This is a genomic window from Pantoea sp. Z09 (assembly GCF_022394795.1).
Taxonomy (GTDB): Bacteria; Pseudomonadota; Gammaproteobacteria; order Enterobacterales; family Enterobacteriaceae; genus Pantoea; species Pantoea latae.
Genome location: NZ_CP092373.1, coordinates 3,657,673 through 3,678,789 on the forward strand (window position 1 = coordinate 3,657,673; position 21,117 = coordinate 3,678,789).

20 protein-coding genes are annotated in these 21,117 nt (G+C 61.2%); 3 read left to right on the forward strand and 17 right to left on the reverse strand.

What is annotated here, in order from left to right; all coding sequences use genetic code 11:
- Window positions 1–212: 212 nt before the first annotated feature.
- From hemG to pepQ, 4 genes are read right to left on the reverse strand one after another with little or no spacing between them, the layout of a single operon-like run.
- Entirely contained in the window at window positions 213–749 is a 537-nt protein-coding gene (hemG, locus tag MC269_RS17490) for a menaquinone-dependent protoporphyrinogen IX dehydrogenase (RefSeq protein WP_081137993.1), read from the reverse strand.
- Between the two features lie 19 nt (window positions 750–768).
- Window positions 769–2,220: a Trk system potassium transporter TrkH gene (gene trkH, locus MC269_RS17495; RefSeq protein WP_081137991.1), complete on the reverse strand. Its 1,452-nt coding sequence runs from the start codon at window positions 2,218–2,220 to the stop codon at window positions 769–771.
- Between the two features lie 25 nt (window positions 2,221–2,245).
- Window positions 2,246–2,863 carry an IMPACT family protein gene (locus MC269_RS17500; RefSeq protein WP_239953169.1) on the reverse strand — a complete coding sequence of 206 codons (618 nt, stop codon included), beginning with the start codon at window positions 2,861–2,863 and terminating at the stop codon, window positions 2,246–2,248.
- Window positions 2,863–4,194: a Xaa-Pro dipeptidase gene (gene pepQ, locus MC269_RS17505; RefSeq protein WP_239953170.1), complete on the reverse strand. Its 1,332-nt coding sequence runs from the start codon at window positions 4,192–4,194 to the stop codon at window positions 2,863–2,865. The genes MC269_RS17500 and pepQ overlap by 1 nt, the downstream gene beginning before the upstream one ends.
- Before the next feature lie 184 nt (window positions 4,195–4,378).
- On the opposite strand from pepQ, the gene fadB reads away from it, so the two are divergent.
- Together fadB and fadA are read left to right on the forward strand one after the other, a co-directional pair.
- Window positions 4,379–6,562 carry a fatty acid oxidation complex subunit alpha FadB gene (gene fadB, locus MC269_RS17510; protein ID WP_239955142.1) on the forward strand — a complete coding sequence of 728 codons (2,184 nt, stop codon included), beginning with the start codon at window positions 4,379–4,381 and terminating at the stop codon, window positions 6,560–6,562.
- A gap of 9 nt (window positions 6,563–6,571) precedes the next feature.
- On the forward strand, window positions 6,572–7,735 hold the full coding sequence (gene fadA / locus MC269_RS17515) for an acetyl-CoA C-acyltransferase FadA (RefSeq protein ID WP_239953171.1): 1,164 nt from the start codon (window positions 6,572–6,574) through the stop codon (window positions 7,733–7,735).
- A 66-nt stretch (window positions 7,736–7,801) separates the two neighbouring features.
- On the opposite strand, the gene fre is transcribed toward fadA, so the two are convergent.
- The 3 genes from fre to pepE all read right to left on the reverse strand — a co-directional run bounded on the left by fre (window position 7,802) and on the right by pepE (window position 10,834).
- A complete protein-coding gene (fre, locus tag MC269_RS17520) occupies window positions 7,802–8,503 on the reverse strand; it encodes an NAD(P)H-flavin reductase (protein WP_239953172.1) in 702 nt (233 codons plus the stop codon).
- Between the two features lie 41 nt (window positions 8,504–8,544).
- On the reverse strand, window positions 8,545–10,029 hold the full coding sequence (gene ubiD, locus MC269_RS17525; RefSeq protein ID WP_081137979.1) for a 4-hydroxy-3-polyprenylbenzoate decarboxylase: 1,485 nt from the start codon (window positions 10,027–10,029) through the stop codon (window positions 8,545–8,547).
- 79 nt (window positions 10,030–10,108) lie between these two features.
- Window positions 10,109–10,834: a dipeptidase PepE gene (pepE, locus tag MC269_RS17530; protein WP_081138003.1), complete on the reverse strand. Its 726-nt coding sequence runs from the start codon at window positions 10,832–10,834 to the stop codon at window positions 10,109–10,111.
- 197 nt (window positions 10,835–11,031) lie between these two features.
- Between pepE and rfaH the strand changes: the two genes are divergently transcribed.
- Window positions 11,032–11,520 (forward strand): transcription/translation regulatory transformer protein RfaH, encoded by a 489-nt coding sequence (gene rfaH / locus MC269_RS17535; RefSeq protein WP_081137977.1) that lies wholly within the window; start codon window positions 11,032–11,034, stop codon window positions 11,518–11,520.
- Here the strand turns inward: rfaH and tatD are convergent.
- The 10 genes from tatD to udp form a co-directional block, all read right to left on the reverse strand.
- Window positions 11,517–12,299, reverse strand: a complete 783-nt coding sequence (gene tatD / locus MC269_RS17540) for a 3'-5' ssDNA/RNA exonuclease TatD (protein ID WP_239953173.1) — start codon at window positions 12,297–12,299, stop codon at window positions 11,517–11,519. The two genes, rfaH and tatD, sit on opposite strands and share 4 nt — an antisense overlap.
- Window positions 12,300–12,393: 94 nt before the next feature.
- Window positions 12,394–13,152: a Sec-independent protein translocase subunit TatC gene (tatC, locus tag MC269_RS17545; protein ID WP_239953174.1), complete on the reverse strand. Its 759-nt coding sequence runs from the start codon at window positions 13,150–13,152 to the stop codon at window positions 12,394–12,396.
- A gap of 2 nt (window positions 13,153–13,154) precedes the next feature.
- A complete protein-coding gene (gene tatB / locus MC269_RS17550; RefSeq protein ID WP_081137971.1) occupies window positions 13,155–13,697 on the reverse strand; it encodes a Sec-independent protein translocase protein TatB in 543 nt (180 codons plus the stop codon).
- A 3-nt stretch (window positions 13,698–13,700) separates the two neighbouring features.
- On the reverse strand, window positions 13,701–13,958 hold the full coding sequence (tatA, locus tag MC269_RS17555; protein ID WP_081137969.1) for a Sec-independent protein translocase subunit TatA: 258 nt from the start codon (window positions 13,956–13,958) through the stop codon (window positions 13,701–13,703).
- Window positions 13,959–14,070: 112 nt separating this feature from the next.
- Complete coding sequence (ubiB, locus tag MC269_RS17560) at window positions 14,071–15,708, reverse strand: ubiquinone biosynthesis regulatory protein kinase UbiB (protein WP_239953175.1); 1,638 nt, start codon at window positions 15,706–15,708, stop codon at window positions 14,071–14,073.
- Window positions 15,705–16,310, reverse strand: a complete 606-nt coding sequence (locus MC269_RS17565; protein ID WP_081138001.1) for an SCP2 domain-containing protein — start codon at window positions 16,308–16,310, stop codon at window positions 15,705–15,707. The genes ubiB and MC269_RS17565 overlap by 4 nt, the downstream gene beginning before the upstream one ends.
- 12 nt (window positions 16,311–16,322) lie before the next feature.
- The gene (ubiE, locus tag MC269_RS17570; protein ID WP_081137966.1) at window positions 16,323–17,081 is read right to left on the reverse strand and encodes a bifunctional demethylmenaquinone methyltransferase/2-methoxy-6-polyprenyl-1,4-benzoquinol methylase UbiE; all 759 of its coding nucleotides are present in this window, start codon (window positions 17,079–17,081) and stop codon (window positions 16,323–16,325) included.
- 75 nt (window positions 17,082–17,156) lie between these two features.
- Window positions 17,157–18,656, reverse strand: coding sequence for a DNA recombination protein RmuC (gene rmuC / locus MC269_RS17575; protein WP_239953176.1), 1,500 nt, complete (start codon window positions 18,654–18,656; stop codon window positions 17,157–17,159).
- 84 nt (window positions 18,657–18,740) lie between these two features.
- Window positions 18,741–20,009, reverse strand: coding sequence for a tetratricopeptide repeat protein (locus MC269_RS17580; protein WP_239953177.1), 1,269 nt, complete (start codon window positions 20,007–20,009; stop codon window positions 18,741–18,743).
- A 53-nt stretch (window positions 20,010–20,062) separates the two neighbouring features.
- Window positions 20,063–20,818, reverse strand: a complete 756-nt coding sequence (gene udp / locus MC269_RS17585) for a uridine phosphorylase (protein WP_239953178.1) — start codon at window positions 20,816–20,818, stop codon at window positions 20,063–20,065.
- Window positions 20,819–21,117: the final 299 nt, after the last annotated feature.

Consider the following 21,117-nt stretch of genomic DNA (forward strand, 5'->3'; position numbering starts at 1 on the left):
GTGGCGTATATTACGCTACTCTCCTTCGGAGTCAACCCCTTTTTTCAGGGACTTCATCCGGCGACTCAGCTGCCTGAGTCTCCTGAACACCGCATTCCGTAAGCCGTTGTGCCGTGTCAGTGGAGGCGCATTATAGGGAGTTCTTTCTGGCTGACAAGGGCTAATTTCAAAAAAATTATCGTTCGCACTATTTTTCGTCAATTCGCTGTTATTCACGCCGATTTGACGGGATATTGCACAAATTCACGGGCGAAACGCGATACCTGCTGCCAGTCAGTGTACTCCACCTCTTTACGGCTATCGGTTTCTCCGCCGGTCATACGCATAATCAGCTGGATCATCACCCGATCAAACCAGCGATAGCGCGGATAACGCAGCGCGCCTGCAAACACGGCGCAATAGTCGGGCTGCCACGGCGACTGCTGTAAGAACTTACGCGTATAGGCGTTGGTTTGCGGCGAACGCTTTTCCGGCTTGCGCGCGGTCAGGTTCACGCAGAAGAAACCGCTGGCGCGCTGCTGCAGCGCCTGCAGATGCGTCTTAATGAATTTCGCCACGGCGGGATGAAATTTGCCGTAGCGGATCGAGGCACCAATCAACACCCGATCGTACTGCGCCCAGTCAACTGCGTCGGCGTGAAGAATGTTGATCACATCGCACGCCTGCTGCGCCTTTATCTCATTGGCAATATAAGCCGCGATTTCGCGCGTTTGCCCGTCACGGCTGGAAAAGAGAATCAACGCTTTCATCTGTACATCCCGTTGTTGCTTACTCGCGCCAGAAAGTCGGCGTAAAGAGCACTAATAAGGTAAACACTTCAAGACGGCCAAACAGCATAGTGGAGATAAGGATCCATTTTGCGACGTCATTCATTGAAGTGAAGTTGTCCGCCACCACGCCCAGGCCGGGCCCCAGGTTATTCAGGGTTGCGGCCACCGCGGCGAAGGCAGAGAAGTCATCCACGCCGGTGGCGATAATCGCCAGCATGCTGACGAGAAACACCAGCGCATAGGCGGAGAAGAATCCCCACACCGCTTCCAGAATACGTTCCGGCAGCGCGCGGTTGCCCAGCTTAATGGTATAGACCGCGTTCGGATGCACCAGACGCTTCAGCTCGCGCGATCCCTGCTTGCAGAGCAGCAGAATACGGATCACCTTTAGCCCGCCGCCGGTTGAACCGGCCATGCCGCCGATAAAGGCGGAGCAAAGCAGCAGCACCGGCAAGAACAGCGGCCAGCGTGCAATGCTGTCGGTGGTAAAGCCCGCCGTGGTCGCCATCGACACCACCTGAAAAAAGGCCTGATTAAGGGTCTGCCAGCCGCTGGCGTAGACGTTGTGAAACCAGAGCACCAGCGTGCAGATCACCACCAGCGTCAGCTGCACGCCGATAAAGGTGCGAAACTCGGGATCGCGCCAGTAAACGCGCAGGTTACGGTTGCTGAGCAGCGAAAAATGCAGGCCGTAGTTACAGCCGGAAATCAGCAAAAAGATGGCGATAATGGTGTTGATGGTGCCGCTGTTGAAATAGCCGATGCTGGCGTCATGGGTGGAGAAGCCGCCAATGGCGATAGTCGAAAAGCTGTGCCCTATCGCATCGAACAGCGGCATGCCCGCCAGCCAGAGCGCCACCGCGCAGGCCACCGTCAGCAGCACATAGATCAGCCAGAGGGTTTTTGCCGTCTCGGCGATACGCGGCCGCATCTTATTGTCTTTCAGCGGACCCGGCATCTCCGCGCGGTAGAGCTGCATGCCGCCGACGCCCAAAATCGGCAGAATCGCCACCGCCAGCACGATGATCCCCATCCCGCCCAGCCACTGCAGCATCTGCCGATAGAAGAGAATCGCTTTCGGCATCGAATCGAGCCCCACTAGCGTGGTCGCGCCGGTGGTGGTCAGGCCGGAAAAGGATTCAAAGAACGCGTCGGTAACAGAGAGATGCGGCTGCTCGGCAAAGATAAAAGGCATTGCCCCCACGCTGCCCAGCACCGTCCAGAACAGCACCACAATCAAAAAGCCTTCGCGCGGCTTCAGCTCGGTACGCTGTTTGCGATTGGGCCACCAGAGCAGCGAGCCGATCGCCAGCGCCATTAAAAAGGTTTGGCTGAACGCGCGGCCGGCGCCATCGCGGTAAATCAACGCCACCAGTCCCGGTACAATCATGGTGACGGAAAAGAGAATGACCAGCAGACCGACAATGCGAGTAATGGCGCGAAAATGCATTCAGCCGTTCCTTAGAAGATGAGTATCAGGGTGTTAACGGGTCGAGGCTCAGCGCGCCCCGGCTAAAATCAGACAGCGTCTGTGTGAAAGCGTCGATGCCGGCATAAGGCAGCGCCAGCGTCAGCGCGATACGGTCGAGATAGACAATCTCATCAATGCGGCCGTCGAACCGGGCCAGCAGACGCTCTACGTCGCCAAGCTGCGCATAGTCGCACCTCAGCGTATAGCGCTTCATCGGCACTTTGCGCGCGCGCGCCAGCTGCTTTAGCCCCTGCTGAACGCCACCGCCGTAGGCTTTCACCAGCCCGCCGGTGCCGAGCATGATGCCGCCATAGTAGCGCACCACCACGGCGGTGATCTCGCCGATATTCGCGCCCATCAGCTGCGCCAGCATCGGCTTGCCCGCCGTGCCGGAGGGTTCGCCGTCGTCGGAGAAGCCGAGCTGCTGCGAATCGTGCGGCGCGCCGGCCACCCAGGCCCAGCAGTGATGACGCGCGTCAGGATGTTCGGCTTTCACCTGCTGCACAAAGGCGCGCGCCGCCTCCACGCCGTCGGTATGGGCCAGCAGCGTGATAAAGCGGCTTTTTTTAATCGTCTCCTCGCTGATGCTGATCGCATCAGCGGGAATATCGTAAGCGTCCATCAGGCAAGGTGCAGGTCGCGCGTCATGTTCTCGATACGGCTGGCATGGACGACGACGTTATCCTCAATGCGAATGCCGCCGTATGGCTTCAGCGCATCGATTGCCTGCCAGTTCAGATACTGACTGAACGGCCCCTCGCGCAGCGGTGCCAGCAGCGACTCGATAATATAGAAGCCGGGTTCAATGGTCAGCACCATGCCTGGCTCCAGCACGCGCGTGCAGCGCAGGTAAGGATAGCGCGCCGGCGCCGCCAGATGAGTGCCCGCGTCATCCTGCATAAAACCGGCGACGTCATGCACCTGCAGCCCGAGCGGATGACCGAGACCGTGTGGCATAAAGGGCCCGGTAATGTTTTCCGCCACCAGCGCCTCTTCGCTGATCCCCTGCGCCAGATCGAACGTCAGCAGCAGCTTCGCGATGCGCTGATGCATCTGCAGATGATAGTCGGTGTAGCGCACCCCCGCTTTCAGCGTGCCGATCAGCGCCAGCTCCTCGGCGTTCATCGCCGCCACCATACTGGCGTACAGCGAGTTCTTCTGCGCCGCGTAGCTGCGCGTCAAATCGGCGGCGTAGCCCAGATACTCCGCGCCTGCGTCGATCAAAAAGCTGTGGCGCTTCGCCGGCGGCTGGTGATCGAGTCGGGTATAGTGCAGCACGGCGGCGTGCTCGTTAAGCGCGATGATATTGCCATAGGGCACGTCAACGTCGCGATGGCCGGTGGCCGTCAGATAAGCCAGGTTGATATCAAACTCGCTCAGGCCGGAGAAAAACGCCTCTTTCGCAGCGCGATGTCCGGCGACGGCCAGCTTCTGCGCCTCGCGCATGCAGGCCAGCTCGTAATCGGTTTTGATGCTGCGGTGGTAGTGCAGGAAATCGATCACCGCTTTCGGGTTGGTATTGGCGGCGCTGATGCCGAGCTGCGCGGCGCGCGAGACCACCGGGCCGATATAGGCGACATTGTCGCGCTGCGCGGGCAGCAGTTCGCCAATATCATCGGCGTTTTTCAGGCCGATAACCTCGACTGCGTCGGTCCAGAAGCTGTTCGGAAGCGGTTCGACGTTATGCCAGTAGTCAACCGGCGAGTAGAACCAGAGTTTCGGCTTGTTGACGCCGTCGATCAGGAGCCAGCAGTTCGGCACCTGCGTCACCGGCACCCAGGCCTTGAACTGCGGATTCACCTTAAAGGGATAGTCATGATCGTCGAGAAAAACCGTCAGCAGCTCGCCGGAATGAATCAACATCGCATCCAGTTTGTTGCGTGCCAGCACCTGCTGCGCCCGCTGTTGCAGCGTAGCGATATGCGTCTGATACAGCGTTTTCAGTGAATCCATTGCTCGCTCTCCCGTGTCGCGAAAATCGCCGCAGTGTAGCACAGCCGCTGGCTGAACGCCGCGTCCGGGAGGCTGTGATCCTGTTAGCAAATAAGCAAACTTTGGTTTGCAAAAAATTAACACCAATCCCACACTCCAGATCATCTGGTATGACCAGATCAACTTTCGCGATCAGGAGACGCACATGCTCTACCAAGGCGATACCCTTTCCCTGCGCTGGCTCGAAGACGGCATCGCTGAGCTGCAGTTCGACGCCCCCGGCTCAGTGAATAAACTCGACATCAAAACCGTCGCCAGCCTCGGCGAAGCGATTGGCGTACTGGAGCAGCAGCCTGCGCTGCGCGGCCTGCTGCTCAGCTCGGCGAAACCCGCCTTTATTGTCGGCGCCGACATCACCGAATTTCTCTCGCTGTTCGACGCGCCAACCGAAAAGCTCAGCCAGTGGCTCGCCTTCGCCAACAGCATCTTTAACCGGCTGGAAGATCTGCCGGTGCCCACTCTCGCCGCGGTTGATGGCTATGCGCTGGGCGGCGGCTGCGAATGCATCCTGGCGACCGATCTGCGCGTCGCCACGCCTGACGCGCGTATCGGCCTGCCGGAAACCCGGCTCGGCATTATGCCAGGCTTTGGCGGCAGCGTGCGTCTGCCGCGCCTGCTCGGCGCCGACGCCGCGCTGGAGATCATCGCCGCCGGTAAAGATGTTGACGGCACCGCGGCGCTGAAGCTCGGGCTGGTCGATGCAGTGGTCAGCCGCGATAAGCTGCGTGACGCCGCACTGGTGATGCTGAAGGACGCTATCGCACAGGAGAGCTGGCGGACGCGCCGCGCGCCCAAGCTGGCGCCGCTGCGACTTAGTCCGATTGAGGCCGCGATGAGCTTTACCGTGGCTAAAAACGTCGTGCTGCAAACCGCAGGCAAACACTATCCCGCGCCGCTCGCCGCGGTCAAAACCATTGAAGCCGCCGCCGCGCTGGGACGCGACGACGCGCTGAAGCTGGAAACCGCCGCCTTCGTGCCGCTGGCGCAGAGCGACGAGGCGCGCGCGCTGGTCGGCATCTTCCTGAACGATCAGTATGTCAAAGGGCTGGCGAAGAAACAGGCCAGCGCCAGCAGCGCGCCTGAACAGGCGGCGGTGCTGGGCGCGGGTATTATGGGCGGCGGCATCAGCTATCAGTCGGCGTGGAAAGGCGTGCCGGTGAAGATGAAGGATATCCAGCCGCAGGCGCTGACGCTGGGCATGAACGAGGCAGGCAAGCTGCTGAATAAACAGCTGGAGCGCGGCAAGATCGACGGCGGTAAGCTGGCCAGCACCATCGCCATGATCCAGCCAACGCTCGACTATGCCGGTTTCGAGCGCGCCGATATCGTGGTCGAAGCGGTGGTGGAAAACCCGCAGGTCAAAGCGAAGGTGCTGGCGGAAACCGAGCAGCATCTGCGCGCGGATGCGGTGCTGGCCTCTAACACCTCGACGATCCCCATCAGCCAGCTGGCGCAGGCGCTGCAGCGTCCCGAGAATTTCTGCGGCATGCACTTCTTCAATCCGGTGCCGCGCATGCCGCTGGTGGAAGTGGTGCGCGGCGCGCAGAGCAGCGACGCCACCATCGGCAAAGTGGTCGCCTGGGCGAGCAAAATGGGCAAGACGCCGATCGTCGTCAATGACTGCCCCGGCTTCTTCGTTAACCGCGTGCTCTTCCCCTACTTCGCCGCGTTCAGCCTGCTGCTGCGCGACGGCGCCGATTTCCGCCAGATCGACAAGGTGATGGAGAAACAGTTCGGCTGGCCGATGGGCCCGGCGTGGCTGCTGGACGTGGTCGGCATCGACACCGCGCATCACGCGCAGCGCGTGATGGCGGACGGTTTCCCGACGCGCATGAGGAAAGATTACCGCGACGCCATCGATGTGCTGTTCGATGCCGGACGCTACGGCCAGAAAAACGGCAAAGGCTTCTATCGCTGGGAGACGGATCGCAAAGGCAAAGCGAAAAAAGTGCCCGACGCCGAAGTCGAGACGCTGCTTAACCCGATTTGCGCCTCGACGCGCGTTTTCAGCGACGAAGAGATCCTTAACCGCATGATGATCCCGATGCTGAACGAAGTGGTGCGCTGTCTGGAAGAGGGCATCATCGCCTCGCCGGCGGAAGCGGACATGGCGCTGGTCTACGGCCTCGGCTTCCCGCCGTTCCGCGGCGGCGCGCTGCGCTACCTCGACACGCTCGGCAACGGCAACGTCGTCGATCAGGCGAGACGCTACGACGCGCTCGGCCCGCTCTATCAGCTGCCGGCGCTGCTGCTGCAGAAGGCGCATCAGCACGAAAGCTGGTATCCGGCGGTTCAACCCATCGACGAAGCGGCGCTGCAGAGCGCCTGAGGAAACAAAATGGAAAATGTGGTGATTATCGATGCGCTCCGCACGCCGATGGGCCGCTCTAAGGGCGGCGCGTTTCGCCAGGTGCGCGCCGAAGATCTCTCCGCCCATCTGATGCGCGAACTGTTGAACCGCCATCCCGCGCTGGCGGCGGCGAGCCTGGATGATGTGGTGTGGGGCTGCGTGCAGCAGACGCTGGAGCAGGGTTTTAACATCGCGCGCAACGCCGCGCTGCTGGCGGAGATCCCGCATCGCGTGCCGGCGACCACCGTTAACCGCCTGTGCGGCTCGTCGATGCAGGCGCTGCACGATGCGGCGCGCGCCATTATGGTTGGCGATGCCCACGCCTGTTTGGTCGGCGGCGTCGAACATATGGGGCACGTGCCGATGAGCCACGGCGTTGACTTTCATCCCGGGCTGGGCCGCACGGTGGCCAAAGCGGCGGGCATGATGGGCCTGACCGCCGAGATGCTGGCGCATATGCACCATATCAGCCGCGAACAGCAGGACGCTTTCGCGCTGCGCTCGCACCAGCGCGCCTGGGCGGCGACGCAGCGCGGCGACTTCCGGCGGGAAATCGTGCCGACCTACGGCCACGACGCCGACGGCGTGCTGAAACGCTATGACTACGACGAGGTGATCCGCGAGGAGACCAGCCTCGAAGGGCTGGCGGCGCTGAAGCCGGCGTTCGATCCGGTGAACGGCACGGTAACGGCGGGCAGCTCGTCGGCGCTCTCCGACGGCGCGGCGGCGCTGCTGATCATGAGCGAAACCCGCGCGCGCGACCTCGGCCTGACGCCGCGCGCCCGTATTAAAAGCATGGCGGTGACAGGCTGCGATCCGTCGATCATGGGCTACGGCCCGGTGCCCGCCAGCCGGCTGGCGCTGAAGCGCGCCGGATTGAGCATAGAGGATATCGAAGTGGTCGAGCTGAACGAGGCGTTCGCCGCGCAGACGCTGCCCTGTATCAAAGATCTCGGTTTGCTGGATCGGCTGGACGACAAGGTGAACCTGAACGGCGGCGCGATTGCGCTCGGTCATCCGCTCGGCTGTTCCGGCGCGCGCATCAGCACCACGCTGCTGAATATTATGGAACGACGCGACGCCCGCTTTGGCCTTGCCAGCATGTGCATCGGCTTAGGCCAGGGCATCGCAACCGTATTCGAACGTCTGTAATACGTTGGATCACGTTGGCCGTTTCTTCCCGCCCGTCAGGGGCGGGTTTTTTCTGCCTGCCGCGCCTTAGATAAAGGCGAAGGCGTCACCAAACATCTGCGCCTCTTTGGCGCCGCGCTCGGCGCAGAAGCGGTCGCGCGCGATTTTCGCCATCTCGAAACGTCCGGCGATATAGATATCGTGCTCCGCCAGCGTGGCGAAATCCTGCATCACCGCGGTCAGCACCGTGCCGGAACGTCCCTGCCAGCCCGCTTCCGGCTGCTCAACCACCGGCACCACGCGCAGGTTGGGATGTTTCACCGCCAGCGCGTTCAGCTCATCCAGATCGTAGAGGTGCTGCAGTTCGCGGCCGCCCCAGTAGATGGCGATTTCGCGATCCGGCTGCTGTGCCAGCGCGGTCAGCAGAATCGAACGCGCATAGGAGAAGCCCGTGCCGCCAGCGATCAGCACGATCGGACGGGTGCTCTCTTCGCGCAGCCAGGCGTCGCCGTGGGGAATATCCACGGTGATCTGGCGATCGTCGCGGATGCGGTCCATGACCGCCATAGCGTAGAGATTGAGATCGGAGGCGCCGATATGCAGCTCGATAATCTCTTTCTCCATCGGCGTCGAGGCGATAGAGAACGGACGCTTGTCGCGCTCGTCCATCACCACCATCAGATATTGCCCGGCGCGAAAGGTGAAATCCGCTTCGGGGATCAGGCGAACGCGATATACGGTGTCGGTAATCGCTTCTACTGAGGTTACTTTACAGCTTAAGGTTGTCATGCGTTCCCTCTGTCGGGTCGTCATTATGGTTATGCGCGCCGTCAGCGCTGCGGCGGCTGAGTAAAGATGCCTAAGTCATCCCAGATTGCGTCGATGCGCGCCGTCACGGCGGGATCCTTCACGATAGGACGTCCCCACTCGCGCTGGGTTTCGCCCGGCCATTTATTGGTGGCGTCCAGTCCCATCTTGGACCCCAGGCCGGAAACCGGCGAGGCGAAATCCAGATAGTCGATGGGCGTGTTCTCCACCAGCACCGTATCGCGCGCCGGATCCATACGCGTGGTAATGGCCCAGATCACGTCGTTCCAGTCACGTGCGTTAACATCGTCATCACACACAATAACAAATTTGGTGTACATGAACTGCCGCAGGAATGACCAGACGCCAAACATCACGCGCTTCGCGTGGCCGGCGTACTGTTTCTTCATCGTCACCACCGCCAGGCGATAGGAGCAGCCCTCCGGCGGCAGATAGAAATCGACGATTTCCGGAAACTGCTTGATCAGGATCGGCACCAGCACTTCGTTCAGCGCCACGCCCAGCACCGCCGGCTCATCCGGCGGACGGCCGGTGTAGGTCGAATGATAGATGGCGTTTTGCCGCTGCGTCACGTGGGTTACGGTGAACACCGGGAAGTTATCCACTTCATTGTAGTAACCCGTATGATCGCCATAGGGGCCTTCCGGCGCCATATCGCCCGGCTCGATGTAGCCTTCCAGCACGATTTCCGCGCTGGCGGGCACCTCCAGATCGTTGGAAAGACACTTCACCACTTCGGTTTTATTGCCGCGCAGCAGACCGGCGAAGGCATACTCCGACAGCGTGTCCGGCACCGGCGTCACCGCGCCGAGGATGGTGGCGGGATCGGCGCCGAGCGCCACCGACACCGGGAAGCGTTCGCCGGGATGGGTCTGGCACCACTCCTGATAGTCGAGCGCGCCGCCGCGATGAGAGAGCCAGCGCATAATCAGGCGGTTTTTGCCGATCACCTGCTGGCGATAGATGCCGAGGTTTTGCCGCTCTTTATGCGGTCCGCGCGTGACGGTCAGCCCCCAGGTGATCAGCGGCGCGGCGTCGTCCGGCCAGCACTTCATCACCGGAATGCGCGACAGATCGACCTCGTCGCCGCTGTAGACCACTTCCTGACAGGGCGCGTTGCGCAGCCGTTTGGTCGGCATGTTCAGCACCTGTTTGAACTGCGGCATCTTGTCGAACAGATCGCGGAAGCCTTTCGGCGGCTCCGGCTCTTTCAGAAACGCCAGCAGCTTGCCGACCTCGCGCAGGGCGCTGACCTCTTCCTGGCCCATGCCCATCGCCACGCGTTTCGGCGTGCCGAACAGGTTGCACAGCACCGGCATATCATAGCCTTTGGGGTTTTCAAACAGCAGCGCCGGTCCGCCGGCGCGCAGCGTGCGGTCGGCGATCTCTGTCATTTCCAGTTCGGGATCGATCGCCTGGCTAATGCGCTTTAACTCGCCGCGCTGCTCCAGCAGCGCGAGGAAGTCTCGTAAATCGTGATATTTCATGCGGCTTTCGCTTCCAGCCAATGTGAATCGGCCATTATAGGGCCGATTCTTAAGGCGTGTTGGGTTTTATGCGGCAACCTTAGTCGCAGCGAAAGGGAACCAGCGCCTGCAGCGCCGTGGCGTCGCGGCAGGCCTGAGTCGGCCGATCGTGGCGGAAAACTTTAAAATCCTCGCCGCGCACGCTGAAGTAAGCGAGCTGATTTTCATGCACATGCAGGAAACTGCCCTCGCGCAGCGCAATCACCGACTCCTCGGGATTGACGGCGCAAAACTCCGCCAGCCGTTCGTCGCGCGTTTCGCCCATATGCCCGCTGGCGTGCGCGTCGAGATAGTGCGGGTTGATCTGCACCGGAAACAGGCCCAGCGCCGGCAGCACCACGCTGCTGCGCACCGGCATATCGTTGGTGGTGCGGATCGACGGCGTCGCCACGTTGCAGCCGGCGCTCCAGCCGACGTAGGGCACCTTGCGTTCGCGCACCGCGCGCTGAATCGCCACGATCAGCCCGGTCTCGTGCAGCATCTGATTCAGCAGCCAGCTGTTGCCGCCGCTCACCAGGATCAGCTCCGCCTGCTCAATGGCCGCCACCGGCGTGGCGAAATCCTGCACGCAGCGCACCTCAATGCCCAGCGAGGCGCCTAGCTCGTCGGCGCGCTGCTGACGATCGCCGCGAATAATGGCGTAGGGCACCAGCACCGCCGAACGGATGCCGCGCTGGGCGATCATCGCGTGCAGCTGCGGCAGCGCATAGCCGAGCAAAGGGGCATCGTCGGCCAGCTTACCGTTGCTCAATAAAAACAGTTCCATCAGCAGATCCTTTTCGCAAACGTTATGGGCAACGAGTCTGACCCAGCGCACCGCCACTCGTCAATTCTCCTGCGCGCGCCAGGTGGTTTGCGGAAACCTCAGCCACTTTCCCCGCATCCGCATCTTTCCACGCTGCGATGCGCTATAACTCTGGCAGCAGGTTTGCTATTCTTAGCGTCCATTCAATGGGAGCATTTATGGAATCCTGGTACTTACTCTATTGCAAACGTGGACAGCTGCTGCGCGCGAAAGAGCATCTTGAGCGGCAGGAGGTGCATTGCCTCAGCCCGATGATCGCTCTGGAAAAAGTGGTGCGCGGCAAACGGACCACCGTGAGTGAGCCCCTGTTTCCTAACTACCTGTTTATCGAATTCGATCCGGAAGCGATTCACACCACCACCATCAGCAGCACGCGCGGCGTCAGCCACTTCGTGCGCTTCGGCACCCTGCCGGCGACGGTGCCTTCCGCGGTGATCGAAGCGCTGCAAACTGACGCGCCGCAAACCCTGATCGATCCGGAAACGCCGCAGGTCGGCGATGAGGTGATCATCACCGAAGGCACCTTCGAGGGGCTGCGCGCCATTTTCGCCGAGCCCGACGGCGAGACGCGCTCGATGCTGCTGCTTAATCTGCTCAACAAACAGGTGATGCGCAGCGTCGACAACAAGCAGTTCCGCAAGCTTTAGGCCAGCCGAAACAAGGCGCGCGCGTTGCGATCGACCTGCGCCGCCAGCGCATCCTGCTCCTCTCCACGCCACTTCGCCACCTGCTGCACGATGTGCGGCAAAAAACAGGGTTCGTTGCGGCGCGACGTCGGCCGCGGATGCATATCGCGCGGCAGCAGATAAGGCGCGTCCGTTTCCAGCAGCAGCCGCTCTGCCGGGATCAGCGGCAGCATGTCGCGCAGCGCCATGCCGCGACGCTCATCGCATACCCAGCCGGTAATCCCCACCGACAGCCCCATCGCCAGACAGGCTTCCAGCTCGTCGCGCGTGCCGGTAAAGCAGTGCACCACCGCGCCCGGCAGCTTCGGCAGCCAGGGCGCCAGCACCGCGGCGAACCGGTCGTGCGCTTCGCGACAGTGGAGGAACACCGGCATATTCAGCTCGGCGGCCAGCGCCAGCTGCGCGTCGAAGGCGTACTCCTGCTGCTCGTGCGCGGCGAGGTTGCGGTTGAAGTCGAGCCCGCACTCGCCGATCGCCACCACCTGCGGCCGTTCCGCCAGGCGGCGCAGCGTGCTGGCCGTCTCGTTCGACCATTCGCTGGCGTGATGCGGATGCACGCCCGCCGTCGACCAGCAGAAATCAGGCTGACGCTCCGCCAGCCGCTGCGCCTGCTGGCTCTCCAGCGCGTTGGTCCCGGTGATTAACATGCCGGTGACGCCCGCTTCGCGCGCACGCTTTACCACCTTGTCGCGGTCGGCGGCGAACTGCGTGCTGGTCAGGTTTACACCGATATCAAACATAATTTTTCCCATCGCTTATTAAACAAAAACCGCCCAGAGGGGCGGTTCGGTAAAGGGTCTACCCGCCAGGCGCGGGAAACAGACGGATAACGCGTCAGGAGTCGGTATGCTGTTCTTCTTCCTGCGCCCGCCGTCCCTTCCCGACGTAGTAACGGGAAAAGAATACGCCGACTTCAAACAGGCAGTACATCGGAATAGCGAGCAAAGTTTGCGAGAAAACGTCTGGCGGTGTGAGCAGCATCCCAACAACGAAGGCGCCGACCAGAATATAGGGACGTTTCTTTTTCAGATCTTCCGGCGTGGTGATGCCGGTCCAGCAGAGCAGCACGATCGCCACCGGCACTTCGAACGCCACGCCGAACGCCATAAACAGCGTCATCACGAAGTCGAGATAGTTGGTGATGTCGGTGGCGATGGTGACGCCCTGCGGCGCGGTTTTAGCGAAGAAGCCGAACGCCAGCGGGAAGACGATAAAATAGGCGAAGGCGACGCCAACGTAGAACAGCAGCGTGCTGGAAAAGAGCAGCGGCATCACCAGCCTGCGTTCGTGGCGGTAGAGCGCCGGGGCGACGAAGGCCCACACCTGATAGAGAATGACCGGCACCGAGAGAAAGATCGACACGATGATGGTGAGCTTAATCGGGGTGAAAAACGGCGACGCGACGTCGGTGGCGATCATGCTGGCGCCTGCCGGCATCTGGCTAATCAGCGGCGACGCGACCAGATGATAGATGTCGTTGGCGAAGTAGATCAGCGCCATAAAAATCACGAACACCGAGATAATGCAGTACAGCAGACGCTTACGCAGCTCAATCAAGTGGCTGATAAGCGGTTGGGTATCTTCAACGGCCATGGTTATCGTTCATCACTTGCAGAAGAGGAAGTTGCCGGGCTGCGCGGCGCGGCCGGTTGAGGTTCCCCAACCGGCGCAGCGTGGTTCGCATCGATTTTAGCGCCGTTCGCGGCGTCCGCGACCGGTTCAGGCGCCTGTGCGGGCGCGCTGGCCTGAGCGTGCGCCGTTGCGGGCGTCACAGACTCGGCCGGGCGCTGCTGCGGCGCGTGGATGGTGTTGGCTTCATCCTCGGCTTTCTCGATGTCGATGCTCTGCTGAACCGAGCGCTTCATGGAGTCGGCGGTTTTACGCAGCTCCTCCATCGACTCTTTCAGCTCCGGCGACATGGTGCCGCGACTCGCCTCTTCCACTTTTTTCAGGCTGTCCTGCAGCTCCTGCAGCTTCAGCTCCTGCGCCAGCTCGTGCTGCACGTTGGCAGCCAGCGAGCGCATTGCCCGGATCCAGCCCACTACGGTTTTTACCGCAACCGGTAATCGTTGCGGGCCGAGAACAATCAGTCCGATGACGAACACCAATACCAGTTCACTAAAACCAATGTCGAACACGGTTTACACCTGCTTGTCGTTTTTGGATTCTTCTTTGTTAGCTGAAGTCTGTTGTTTTTCCGCCAGGGTTTTGGCGCTGAAATCAGCATCCTGATGCGAATCAGGCTCATGCTTCTTCTCTTCATCATCGTTCATGGCTTTTTTGAAGCCTTTGATGGAAGAGCCGATGTCGGAACCCAGATTTTTTAACTTATTGGTGCCAAACAAGAGAACAACGATGACGGCAATAATTAATAATTGCCAGATACTGATACCGCCCATGAGATAGTGCCTCTGATGTTGCGAGAGATTGAGAAGAGTAACGTCAGCCAAAAGCCCTGATGGCGCCGGGCTTAAGGCTGCGACATTACCGCGATTCAGGCGTGGCTGACAATTAGTTTGTCTTACGCCAGCCGATTAGCCAGGTGACGAAGCCCGCCGCCATTAACAGAGCCGGGAAGAAATCCCACTCCGGCCGGCTCAGCAGCACCGCCGTGCCGCTCAGCAGCAGGGTGGCGCCAACGCCGAACAGATAGCGCGCCTTATGATGACGCGTGCGCTGGGCGTGCATATCGTTGGTCAGCTTATCGACGCTGTGCTGCAAAAGTTTATGGTGCCGCATGCTTTCGTAGAACAGCTCCGGCAGCTCCGGCAGCTTCTCCGCCCAGAACGGCGCCTTATCTTTGACGGCGCGCAGCAGCGCCGGCAGGCCGATCTGATCTTTAATCCACTCTTCCAGGAACGGCTTAGCGGTTTTCCACAGATCGAGCTGCGGATAGAGCTGGCGGCCAATGCCTTCGATATAGAGCAGCGTTTTCTGCAGCAGCACCAGCTGCGGCTGCACTTCCATATTGAAGCGGCGCGCGGTGCTGAACAGGTTCAACAGCACATGGCCGAACGAGATCTCCGCCAGCGGCTTCTCGAAGATCGGTTCGCAGACGGTGCGGATGGCGAACTCAAAATCTTCCACGTTGGTGTCGGGCGGCACCCAGCCGGAATCGACGTGCAGCTCCGCCACTTTGCGGTAGTCGCGATTAAAGAAGGCGATAAAGTTTTCCGCCAGGTAGCGCTTGTCCTCTTTATTCAGCGAGCCGACGATGCCGCAGTCGATGCCGATATATTGCGGATCTTCCGGGTGGTCATAGCTGACGAAGATATTGCCTGGATGCATATCGGCGTGGAAGAAGCTGTCGCGGAAAACCTGGGTGAAGAAGACCTGCACGCCGCGCTCGGCCAGCAGCTTCATATTGACGCCGTGCTGCTCCAGCGTCGCCACGTCAGAGATAGGAATGCCGTAGATGCGCTCCATCACCAGCATGGTTTCGCTGCAGTAGTCTGAATAGACCTCGGGCACGTAGAGCATAGGGCTCTCGTCGAAATTACGGCGCAGCTGAATGGCGTTGGCCGCTTCGCGCAGCAGATTCAGCTCGTCGATCAGCGTCTTTTCATAGTCGCGCACCACTTCCATCGGACGCAGGCGACGGCCGTCCGGCAGCAGACGCGGCACCCAGCGCGCCAGGCGGTAGATCAGCTTCATATCTGCCTTGATCACCGGCAGGATGTCCGGGCGGATCACCTTGATCACCACTTTTTTGCCGGTGGCTTTTAAGGTCGCGGTGTGCACCTGCGCGATCGACGCTGAGGCGAGCGGTTTGATATCGAAATCGTCGAACCAGGTTTCAACCGGCCCACCGATCGATTTTTCGATCACCTCTTTGGCTTTTACGCCGTCGAAAGGCGCGACGCGATCCTGCAGGATCGCCAGCTCGTCGGCGATCACCGGTGGAAAGAGGTCGCGACGGGTAGAGAGCATCTGACCGAACTTGATCCAGACCGGCCCCAGCTGCTCCATCGCCAGGCGCATACGCACGCCAAGCTCGACATCTTTGTGGCGGTTCGGGATCCAGAAAATGCCGCGACGCCAGAGGCGCAGCGGAAGGGTAAGGCGCATGCGGGGGATCAGCTCATCAAGACCGTAGGTTAAAAAGATCCTGACGATGAAATACAAACGGCGAATTTCTCCAGGTGTCATCTCGCCTCCAGCTGCGCTAAACGCGCAGTGAGCGCATCAAGCGAACGTTCCATCGCGTCTACCTCCTCAGAAAACCACGCCAGTTCCAGCGCGCCTGGCGCGACGCGCCACTCTTCGGTTAATGCCTGCCCAAGATAGTCCTGACGACGCGCCACTTCCCCGCGCAGCAGCCGCAGCGCGCGCTGCGCACCCTGGCTGACGCTCTGTGCGGCGATGTCGCCGATCCAGGGCGCCAGATACTCGGCCGGGTCCAGCTCCGCCAGGTCAATCAGCGCGGAGAAGCGCTGCACCACCTGCAAATCGCCCTCGACCTGCAGCTCGCCGCTGCGGATCAGGCTGGTCAGCTGCTGGCGGTCGCGCAGCTTCGGCAGGGTTTTCAGCTGCGTAATCACGGTGCAGTCGCTGCTGTCCTGCCAGTCGCTCAGCACGTCCAGCTGCTGTTCGCTAAACACCAGCACCAGCGGATGGGAAAGCTCGTCGAGACGCAGCGTCAGCACCTGGCCTGCCAGACGCTGGCGCGCGGCCTTCAGGCTGCGATCGCGATAGAGCACGCGGTTCAGCGCGGTCTCAAGACCGGCGGTAATCAAGGGCGTTAAGCGCATCACCATATCCGGTTAAAACTTAAATCCACGATGCAGCGCGACGATGCCGCCGGTCATGTTGTGGTAGGTGGTGTTCTCAAAGCCGGCGTCGTTCATCATCGCCTTCAGGGTTTCCTGATCGGGATGCATGCGGATCGACTCCGCCAGATAGCGATAGCTCTCGGCGTCCTGCGCCACCAGTTGGCCAACGCGCGGCAGGATATGGAACGAGTAGGCGTCATACGCCTTGCTGAGCGGATCGAACACCGGTTTCGAGAACTCCAGCACCAGCAGACGTCCGCCCGGCTTAAGCACGCGGAACATCGACGCCAGCGCCTTCTCTTTCTCGGTCACGTTACGCAGGCCGAAAGAGATGGTAATGCAGTCGAAATAGTTATCCGGGAAGGGCAGCGCTTCGGCGTTGGCCTGCACATAGCTGACGTTGCCGACCACGCCGAGGTTGCGCAGCTTGTCGCGGCCCATTTTCAGCATCGAGCTGTTGATGTCCGCCAGCACCACCTGGCCGGTGTCGCCCACCAGACGGGAAAACTTCGCCGTCAGATCGCCGGTGCCGCCCGCCAGATCCAGCACGCGCTGTCCACGGCGCACGCCGCTGCTGTCGATGGTAAAACGCTTCCAGATGCGATGGATGCCAAACGACATCAGATCGTTCATCACGTCATATTTCGCCGCGACGGAGTGAAACACGTCCGCGACTTTGTCAGCTTTTTCGCTTTTGGCGACGGTCTGAAAGCCAAAATGGGTAGTTTCCTGCTGTGATTCATCTGCCATCGGTTTTACCTGTTCCACAAACAATACTTCCCGAAGTGTATCAGAGTCAGGGTAGTCAGGCACGCGACGACCCGCTTATTCGTGGAGCCGCCTCACACGCGCGTCCGCGGTCTCCGAGAGATCGTCCAGCCCCTCCTCCTCGTCCCATGCCTTTTCCGGCATCGCCTGTTCCACTAACTGCGGATTAATTGAGCGTTTAACTTCAACGCCGAGGGATTTAAACGCCTCGCTCTGCGCGATCAGGTTGCCGCGCCCTTCCGCCAGCTTTTTCATCGCCTCGCGGTAGCTGTTGTGCGCCTTATCCAGACTATGGCCGATGCCGCTCATATCATCGACAAACAGCCGCATCTTGTCGTACAGGCGCGCCGCGCGCTCGGCGATACGCTGGGCGTTGCGGCTCTGATGCTCGTAGCGCCAGAGGTTGTTGATGGTGCGCAGCGCCACCAGCAGCGTAGTGGGGCTGACCAGCATGATGTTCTGCTGCAGCGCCTCGCTGATCAGCTCCGGCTGGCGATCGATCGCCAGCAGAAACGCCGGCTCCACCGGGATAAACATCAACACATAATCGAGGGAGCGTAAACCGGCCAGTTGTTGATAATCTTTTCGGCTCAGCAGACGAATATGGCTGCGCACCGCGGCGACGTGCTCCTGCAGCGCCTGCTCGCGCGTCACCTCATCCTCCGCGTTGAAGTAGCGCTCGTAGGCCACCAGCGTCATCTTGGCGTCGACCACCACATCTTTGCCCTGCGGCAGACGCACGATCACATCCGGTTGCATTCTGCCCTGCTGCTCCGACTGCAAACTTACCTGCGTCTGATACTCATGGCCTTCGCGCAGGCCCGACGCCTCCAGCACGCGGCTCAGCACCACCTCGCCCCAGTTGCCCTGAATCTTATTGTCGCCCTTCAGCGCTTTGGTCAGGTTGATCGCCTCCTGCGCCATCTGCGCGTTCAGCTGCTGCAGCTGGCGGATCTCATGCGCCAGCGTGTGGCGCTCGCGCGCCTCCTGGCCGAAGCTGTCGTGCACCTGGCGGCGAAAGCCGTCCAGCTGCTCGCGCAGCGGCGCGATGAGGCCGTTCAGGCTCTGGCGATTCTGCTCGTCGACGCGGCGGCCGCTGTTTTCGAAGATGCGGTTGGCGAGATTTTCAAACTGCGCGCTGAGGCGCTGTTCGCTGCTGGTGAGCAGACGCTGCTTCTCCTCGGCGGCGAAGCGCGTCTCTTCAAGACGGATGGTGACCTCGCGCAGTTCGGCTTCCTGTGCGCTGTTAACCTCAAGCTGGTTGCGCAGCTCGCGGTTGAGCTGTTCGCATTCGCCGCGCCAGTAGTCGAGCTGCTGCAGCCGCTCCTGCGCGCCGCTTAGCGAGCCGTGCAGCTGGCGCAGCTCCTGTTCGCGCTGCTGCAGCTGCTGCTGAAGCTGTGCAAGCTGCTGCTGCTGACGCTGCTGCGCCTCCTGCTGCAAACGCCGCTCGGTGGCGAAGCTGGCGCTCTGATGGCTGGCGCGAAGCTGCGCCAGCATCCAGCCGATACCCAGTCCGGCAAGCGCCAGACAGGCGCTAATAATAATCTGCTGATCCATAATTCCCTCGCGACGCGCGTTGCTGGGAAGAAAGTAGAGTCGCCCTGTATGAATGTCCAGACTATTTTCAGCCCGGACGGGGTTTTACCGCGCGTTGACCTGCAGCTCGCCCGCTTTCCAGGCGTCGGTTAAAAAGAACGGCATCGACATGCGCCACTCACCGCCTTTTACCTGCGCCAGATAGACAACGGTGTGGCCGTCCCAGCTCAGCTCCACCGGCTGCGTCGCGCCGTCGTCGACCGTCGCCTTGCCCGCCATGCTGGCGAACCCGGCGTTGCTGCCAACGTGAAAGTTCGCCATATTCCAGCGCACCGGCGCGTGCGGCGGCCAGGGCTGCGCCTGATGAAAATGGAAAATCTCGTCGTGGCTGAGCAGGCTCTCGCGCACCGTCGGCCAGAGCGCGACCTTCAGGAAATACTGGTCGGTAAAGCGCGCGCTGCCGCTGTAGCGGGCGATAAAGTCGCGCATCGCCTGCGCCAGCTGGCTGAAGACGCCGTTACAGCCGCCCCACATGCCCGCCAGCAGCAGCTCAGTATGGGAAAAGTAGTCGCGCATATGGTGGAACCAGTAGGGCGAGGCGAGCCAGGCGTCGACCGCCGCCGCTTCACGCTCCGACAGCAGCGAATCGGCGTCGCGGATAAGAAAGCGTTTGACGCCAGGGTCGTCCATCACCAGAAAGCGCCACAGCGTCGGGTAGATCCCCTGCTCCTGCGACATGTCGACCAGCTCGACGTGCGGCTGGTTAAGGCGCTGCCACACATGCTGCGGCACGCTCTGGTCAAGGTAGATGCGGCAGCGCCAGCCGGGATAAAGCGCCTGCGCCACCTCGACGTTTTTAATCAGGGTTTCGCAGTAGCGCGGCTGGCCGCCGTAGAGGCTAAAGGCGATCACGTTCTGTTCGGGCTTGCTGAGATCGATGGGCTCCGGCTGCGCCGCCGGAAAGGCGTAACGCTGGCCCTGGCGGAAACGCGCGTCCGCGCCGTTGAGCGATTCCAGGCCATACCTCGCCAGCTCGTCGGTTTTGCCCATCCAGCCGCACAGCTCCGCCAGCCCGTCCAGCCAGGTTTCCGAGGCGGTGGCGCGCACCGCCGGCGGCGCCTGATAGATTTTCTGATAAACCCGGTAAGACTGGCTGTAGTGGCCCAGCCGCAGCAGACAGAGCGCATAGTCGCTCAGCACCTGCATCTGATTTGGCACGATGCGCAGCACCTCTTCGCAGCAGCGGGCGGCGGCGGCGTAATCCTGCTGCGCCATATGCTGGCGAAAGCGCGCGGCGGCATTTTCGAGACGCGCCTGCATCACGGCGGGCGCGGCGGTAACGGCGGGTTTCTGTCGGGGCGGTGTCTGACGCATCGGGCGATCCTCGCTTTTGCTGCAGCGCGCGCAGGCGCGCTGCCTGAAAAGCGTTATAACAAACGGCGCGCCGCTTCGACCACAATTTTTACCGCGTCGCTTTCGGTCTGCTTCATGGTGGCCGCATCCGGGATCTCTTTCTGCGTGCGGTTGACGATCACGCCCGCGACCATACCCGCGCGCAGCCCCTGGCTGGCGCACATCGTCAGCAGCGTGGCGGACTCCATTTCATAGTTGAGCACGCCCATCTGCTGCCACTCTTTCATCGAGCCCTGGAAGCGGCTGACCACGCGGCCGGAGAAGGTGTCATAGCGCTCCTGGCCCGGATAGAAGGTGTCCGACGAGGCGGTGACGCCGATATGGGTGGTGGCGCCGCTCGCCTCTGCCGCCGCGACCAGCGCGGTGGTGCAGGCGAAGTCCGCTACGGCCGGGAACTCCAGCGGCGCGAAGTGCTGGCTGGCGCCGTCGAGCCGCACCGCGCCGGTGGTGACCAGCACGTCGCCGACGTTAATGTGTGGCTGGATGGCGCCAGTGGTGCCGACGCGCAGGAAGGTGCGCACGCCAAGCTGCGCCAGCTCTTCCACGGCGATAGAGGTAGAGGGACCGCCGATGCCGGTGGAGCAAACCACCACCGGTTTGCCGTCCAGCTTCGCCAGCCAGGAGGTGAATTCACGGTGCGCAGCCAGCGGCTGGGCGTCCGCCATCAGCCCGGCAATTTTCTTTACGCGCTCCGGGTCGCCGGGAACGATAGCCAGGGTCGCGCCCTGCAGATCGGCTTTAGTCAGGCCAAGGTGAAAAACGTCAGACATAGCAAACTCCTGAACAGGGAAGTGAAGCGCGCCACTCTACTGGAGCGCAGCGCATAATTGTGTGATATCAGTCACCATCAAAAATGAATGTTACATTTTTACAGAACAATAATGAGATATGTGTCGCATATTTCATCCATTCAGAATGCCATTGCTACAAGCTGCGCGCGCAAGGCTTTGCAGCAATGTTAAAGAGAAGAGTCTTTTTGCTCGCTCCCTACTCTGTTCCCGGTCTCTGGTCCAGACGCAATCTGGCCAGGCTATAGTTACGTGATTGCGCTACTGCCAGCACGGAGAGA

Coding starts and splice junctions, on each gene's coding strand:
- tatC (WP_239953174.1), bottom strand. CDS start 13,152: ATGGCCGTTGAAGATACCCAACCGCTTATCAGCCACTTGATTGAGCTG.
- fadB (WP_239955142.1), top strand. CDS start 4,379: ATGCTCTACCAAGGCGATACCCTTTCCCTGCGCTGGCTCGAAGACGGC.
- udp (WP_239953178.1), bottom strand. CDS start 20,818: ATGTCTGACGTTTTTCACCTTGGCCTGACTAAAGCCGATCTGCAGGGC.
- MC269_RS17580 (WP_239953177.1), bottom strand. CDS start 20,009: ATGCGTCAGACACCGCCCCGACAGAAACCCGCCGTTACCGCCGCGCCC.
- hemG (WP_081137993.1), bottom strand. CDS start 749: ATGAAAGCGTTGATTCTCTTTTCCAGCCGTGACGGGCAAACGCGCGAA.
- tatA (WP_081137969.1), bottom strand. CDS start 13,958: ATGGGCGGTATCAGTATCTGGCAATTATTAATTATTGCCGTCATCGTT.
- ubiD (WP_081137979.1), bottom strand. CDS start 10,029: ATGAAATATCACGATTTACGAGACTTCCTCGCGCTGCTGGAGCAGCGC.
- trkH (WP_081137991.1), bottom strand. CDS start 2,220: ATGCATTTTCGCGCCATTACTCGCATTGTCGGTCTGCTGGTCATTCTC.
- ubiE (WP_081137966.1), bottom strand. CDS start 17,081: ATGGCAGATGAATCACAGCAGGAAACTACCCATTTTGGCTTTCAGACC.
- fre (WP_239953172.1), bottom strand. CDS start 8,503: ATGACAACCTTAAGCTGTAAAGTAACCTCAGTAGAAGCGATTACCGAC.
- rmuC (WP_239953176.1), bottom strand. CDS start 18,656: ATGGATCAGCAGATTATTATTAGCGCCTGTCTGGCGCTTGCCGGACTG.
- ubiB (WP_239953175.1), bottom strand. CDS start 15,708: ATGACACCTGGAGAAATTCGCCGTTTGTATTTCATCGTCAGGATCTTT.
- MC269_RS17500 (WP_239953169.1), bottom strand. CDS start 2,863: ATGGACGCTTACGATATTCCCGCTGATGCGATCAGCATCAGCGAGGAG.
- MC269_RS17565 (WP_081138001.1), bottom strand. CDS start 16,310: ATGCGCTTAACGCCCTTGATTACCGCCGGTCTTGAGACCGCGCTGAAC.
- tatD (WP_239953173.1), bottom strand. CDS start 12,299: ATGTTTGATATCGGTGTAAACCTGACCAGCACGCAGTTCGCCGCCGAC.
- fadA (WP_239953171.1), top strand. CDS start 6,572: ATGGAAAATGTGGTGATTATCGATGCGCTCCGCACGCCGATGGGCCGC.
- rfaH (WP_081137977.1), top strand. CDS start 11,032: ATGGAATCCTGGTACTTACTCTATTGCAAACGTGGACAGCTGCTGCGC.
- pepQ (WP_239953170.1), bottom strand. CDS start 4,194: ATGGATTCACTGAAAACGCTGTATCAGACGCATATCGCTACGCTGCAA.
- pepE (WP_081138003.1), bottom strand. CDS start 10,834: ATGGAACTGTTTTTATTGAGCAACGGTAAGCTGGCCGACGATGCCCCT.